This is a genomic window from Leucobacter sp. M11, assembly GCF_035726885.1.
Classification (GTDB): Bacteria; Actinomycetota; Actinomycetes; order Actinomycetales; family Microbacteriaceae; genus JAPFRB01.
This window is the reverse complement of record NZ_JAPFRB010000004.1, coordinates 381346-385461: the sequence shown is the minus strand read 5'-3', so window position 1 is coordinate 385461 and position 4116 is coordinate 381346. Positions and strand designations below refer to the sequence as shown.

At 72.2% G+C, this 4116-nt stretch carries 5 protein-coding genes; 2 read left to right on the top strand and 3 right to left on the bottom strand.

Annotated features, from left to right (window positions below; translation table 11 throughout):
* On the bottom strand, positions 1–908 hold a 908-nt coding region (locus tag OOT08_RS13885), incomplete at its 3' end, for an amidohydrolase family protein (protein WP_325093385.1).
* A gap of 4 nt (positions 909–912) precedes the next feature.
* Positions 913–1695 (bottom strand): SDR family NAD(P)-dependent oxidoreductase, encoded by a 783-nt coding sequence (locus OOT08_RS13880; protein ID WP_325093384.1) that lies wholly within the window; start codon positions 1693–1695, stop codon positions 913–915.
* A gap of 174 nt (positions 1696–1869) precedes the next feature.
* Here OOT08_RS13880 and OOT08_RS13875 point away from each other — a divergent pair, with 174 nt between their 5' ends.
* Both OOT08_RS13875 and OOT08_RS13870 read left to right on the top strand, forming a co-directional pair.
* A complete protein-coding gene (locus OOT08_RS13875) occupies positions 1870–2586 on the top strand; it encodes a GntR family transcriptional regulator (protein WP_325093383.1) in 717 nt (238 codons plus the stop codon).
* Between the two features lie 127 nt (positions 2587–2713).
* Positions 2714–3376 (top strand): class II aldolase/adducin family protein, encoded by a 663-nt coding sequence (locus OOT08_RS13870; protein ID WP_325093382.1) that lies wholly within the window; start codon positions 2714–2716, stop codon positions 3374–3376.
* Positions 3377–3408: 32 nt separating this feature from the next.
* On the opposite strand, the gene OOT08_RS13865 is transcribed toward OOT08_RS13870, so the two are convergent.
* On the bottom strand, positions 3409–4116 hold a 708-nt coding region (locus OOT08_RS13865), incomplete at its 5' end, for a sulfite exporter TauE/SafE family protein (RefSeq protein WP_325093381.1).

Genomic DNA, 4116 nt, shown 5'->3' with positions numbered 1-4116 from the left:
ATCTCGGGCAGCGGCGCGATGCCGGAACCCAACTTCAGGTTCGACACCGGGTTGTGGCTGATGGCGGCCCCGCCTGCCGCGAGCAGCTCGATCTCCTCCTGCGTGAGGTGCACGCCGTGCGCGACGAGCACGCGGGCGTCGAGCATGCCCAGCTCCGCGATGTGCATCGCGGGCGTGCGCCCGTAGCGGTCCAGGTTGACCTGCACCTCGGGCGCGGACTCGGAGAGGTGGATGTGCACGGGGAGCCCCGTGCGGACCGCGCGCTCGCCGATCTCGCGGAGGAACTCGGGTGGGCAGGTGTACGGCGCGTGCGGCCCGTAGGCGAGGCGGATCTGCTCGTCGCCCGCGAAGCGCTCGGCGAGCCGCTCGGTCTCGTCGAGCATCGCCGCGCCGTCGCGCTCGTCGGCCGCGGGGAAGCCGACCGCGTCGGGGGCGAACAGCGCCGGGGCGGCCAGCACGCGCATGCCCGCGTCCTGCACGATCCGGAGCAGTTCCTCGTCCCAGTGGTACATGTCCGCGAAGGCGGTCGTGCCGCTGCGCAGCATCTCGACCATCGCGAGCCGCAGGCCGGTCGCGATGTCCGCGGCGGTCATGCGCAGCTCCCGCGCCCGAACGGCGTCGAGCCAGGGGGCGAGGCCCTCGTCGTCGGAGACGCCGCGGAACAGGGTCATCGCGGAGTGCGTGTGCCCGTTCACGAGCCCGGGCATGAGCAGCTGGCCGTCGAGCACGAGATCGCCCGGGGCGGCCTCGCCGCGGCGTGGCCCGGCGTAGGCGATCCGACCGTCCGCGCCGAGCACGAGCTCGGCGTCCCGGACGAGCCCGGCGTCCGCCTGGGTCAGCATCCAGTCGGCCAGGATGCGGGTCTGTGCCGGTGCCGGTGCCTGCGCCTGCTGCTGCGACTCGGTCACGGCGCTACCACCCCGGGGTGGCGAGCATGCCGCCGTCGACGACGAGGTCGTGCCCCGTGATGAACGATGCCGCGGGCGAGGCGAGGAAGACGCAGGCGTTGCCGATGTCCTCGGGGCGGCCGGTGCGCCCGAGCGGGGCGTGGGCGAGCCAGCTGCCGTGCCCCTCTGGCCAGCGCTCGGCGAGCCCGCCGGCGTCGATGAGCCCCGGGGAGACCGTGTTCACCCGGATGCCGTCGGCCCCGAGTTCCAGGGCGGCGGCGCGGGCGTGCATGACGATGCCCGCCTTCGCGGCCGAGTAGTGCGCGTGCGCGGGGGCCGGGCGGCTGGCCTCGACCGAGGCGATGTGCGTGATCGAGCCGCCGGTCCCGGCGGAGCGGAAGTGTTCGGCGGCGGCCTGGGTCATCACGAAGACGCCCGTGAGGTTGGTGTCCACGACGCCGCGCCAGTCCTCGACGCTCAGGTCCTGGTGCAGCCCGACCGGCTGCACCCCGGCGTTGTTGACGACGGCGGTGACGTGCCCGAAGGCCTCGGCGGCGACCTGGAGGAGCGCCCGGCAGGCCTCGGGGTCGCGCACATCGGCCCCCGCGGCGAGCGCGGTGTGCCCGGCGGCGGTGAGTTCTTCGGCGAGGCGCTGGGCGGGCTCGGCGGAGCGGTTGAAGTGGACGAGCACGGCGGCTCCCGCGGCGGCGAAGCGGCGGGCGATGCCGGAGCCGACGCCTCCGGAGGCGCCGGTGACGATCACCCCGGTGCCCTCCAGCGAGGGCAGGGTGGGATCGGGAATGCTCATCACAACCTCCTCACACAGTTGTCTTACAACGTACCTCCCCCGTGCACGCGAGTCAACCGGATCGCGCCACTCCGTCCGGCCCCGCCCAGCAGACAAAGCGCGATACACTGCGATTCATCGGCTTCACTTGCCCGTTCACCCGCTTCCCACGCACCCCTTTGAGAGGACCCACCGATGGCCCGGCCAACCAGTCTCGTCTCACAGGTGTCGCAGTCGTTGCGCAACGCGCTCGCCCGCGCCGAGTACGGACCCGGCGAGCGCCTGCCCACCGAAACCGAGCTCGCGGAGCAGTTCGGGGTGTCCCGCCCGACGGTCCGGGCCGCCCTGCGCGAGCTCGAGACGAAGGGCCTCGTGCGCACGCAGCACGGCGTTGGCTCCTTCGTCACGGACCGCCCGATGATCACCGCGGGCCTGGAGCGACTCGACTCGATCTCGGAGTCGATCCGCGCGATGGGTCGCGAGCCCGGGATGACCTACGAGAGCCGCACCCTGCGCCCCCTCCTCCCGGACGAGGTCGAGCGGATGGGCGTGGCCAACGGGACGAGCGCCCTCGAGGCCCGGCGCTCCCTGCTCGCCGACGGCGAGGTCGTGGCCTATTCCTACGACCTGATCCCGGTGGGGATCTGGCCCGAGCGCCGGGACCCCGCCGAGCTGACGGGCTCGATCTTCCGGGCGCTGTCCACGGAACTCGGCTACCGCGCCGACCACAGCCTCGCGGAGATTCATGCGCTGTCCTCCCCGCACATCGGCTGGGGGCCGGAGGCCGATGACCACAGCCTGTTCCTCCTGCTGGATCAGCTGCACTACGACGCCGCGAACACGCTCCTGCTCTACTCGCGCACCTACTTCATCGAGGGGCGCTACACCTTCTCGATGCTGCGCCAGGCCTGAGCGCGGCGCCGCCCGGCGCACACCGGCTCGGCGGGCACCGCCCTGGGCGGATCCAGAGCCCTCTGCTAGGTTGTTTGACAACTGGACCCGGGTTCTCGACGCGGGCGCCGAACGATGGGAGAAACCGATGAGCACAGCTGCGAACGAGACCGAGCTCCGCGAGGCCATCGTTGACGTCGGCCTGCGCATGTGGCAGCGCGAGCTGGTCGCGGCGAACGACGGCAACGTCTCCGTCCGCCTGGACGACGAGCGCCTGCTGTGCACCCCGACCGGGATCAGCAAGGGTCGGATGCGCCCGAGCGACCTCGCCATCGTTGCGCTCGACGGCACCCTGCTCGACGCGGGCACGGGCCGCGGGCCCTCCTCCGAGATGAAGATGCACCTGCGCGCGTACCGCGTCGGCTCCGAGACCGGCACCCCCGTGAACGCGGTCGTGCACGCGCACCCGCCCTACTCGACGAGCTTCGCGATCCGCGGCGAGGCCATCACCTCGACCATGCTCGCCGAGACCGTCGTCTTTATGCCCAGCGTGCCGCTCGCCCCCTACGCGATGCCCTCCACGGAGGAGGTGCCCGACTCGGTCGCGCCCTTCATCGCCGAGTACAACGCCTGCCTGCTGGAGCACCACGGCGCCCTCACCTGGGGGCCGGACCTCGAGGAGGCCTACCTCTCGATGGAGCGCCTCGAGTACCTGGCCCGGATGGTGTTCCTCATGCGCCAGTCCGGCGGCGAGCGCGAGCTGTCCGCCGAGCGGGTATCCCGGCTGAAGGCGCACTTCAACCTGGCGTAGCCCCCCGGGGGAGGTTCGGGGGCGTCCCCGGACTAGCTGAGCAGCCCAATCAGGCCCTGGATCAGGGTGGCCGTGGCCCCCGCGAAGGCCAGGAAGATCACGAAGAGCCGCACCTGTCGCTCGCTGACGACGCCGAGGAGGCGTTCCCCGAGCCAGATCCCGGCGAGCACCCCGCCCACGACGAGCGGCCAGAACCACCAGTCCGTTGGGGGCAGGCTGTGCGGGTCGATCACGAGCTTCGTGGTCGCCGTGAGCGCCCCCATCAGCACGAAGAAGGGTTGCAGGGTCGCCGCGAAGGGTTGTGCGGGCCAGCGGGTGAGCACGGCGTAGGCGCTGACGGCTGGCCCGCCGACGCCCGCGAGCGCGTTCGTGAGCCCCGAGGTGAATCCGGCGATGGCGCGCGGCGTGCGCTGCTGCTGGGAGATGCGTCCGCTGGACAGGACGAGCGAGGAGCCCAGGGCCAGGATCACGACGAGGCCGACGCCGACGGACATCGCCTCGGGCGAGAACAGGGTGGCGAGCCAGATGCCGAGCCCGGAGCCGAAGACGGCGAAGGCGCTCAGCCAGCGGAACATCGACCAGTCGATGTCGCGCCAGACCCGCGGCATGATGAGCGTGCTGGAGATGAGCCCGAGGACGTTCACGAGGACGACCCCGGCGTGCGCGCCGAGCAGCAGCGTCATGAGCGGGGAAACGAGGAGCGCGAAGCCGAGCCCGGCGATCCGCTGGGCGCTCGCGCC

What these genes read in the sequence shown, in the direction of transcription:
- OOT08_RS13880 (WP_325093384.1), bottom strand. Translation starts at nt 1,695, where the DNA reads ATGAGCATTCCCGATCCCACCCTGCCCTCGCTGGAGGGCACCGGGGTG.
- OOT08_RS13875 (WP_325093383.1), top strand. Translation starts at nt 1,870, where the DNA reads ATGGCCCGGCCAACCAGTCTCGTCTCACAGGTGTCGCAGTCGTTGCGC.
- OOT08_RS13870 (WP_325093382.1), top strand. Translation starts at nt 2,714, where the DNA reads ATGAGCACAGCTGCGAACGAGACCGAGCTCCGCGAGGCCATCGTTGAC.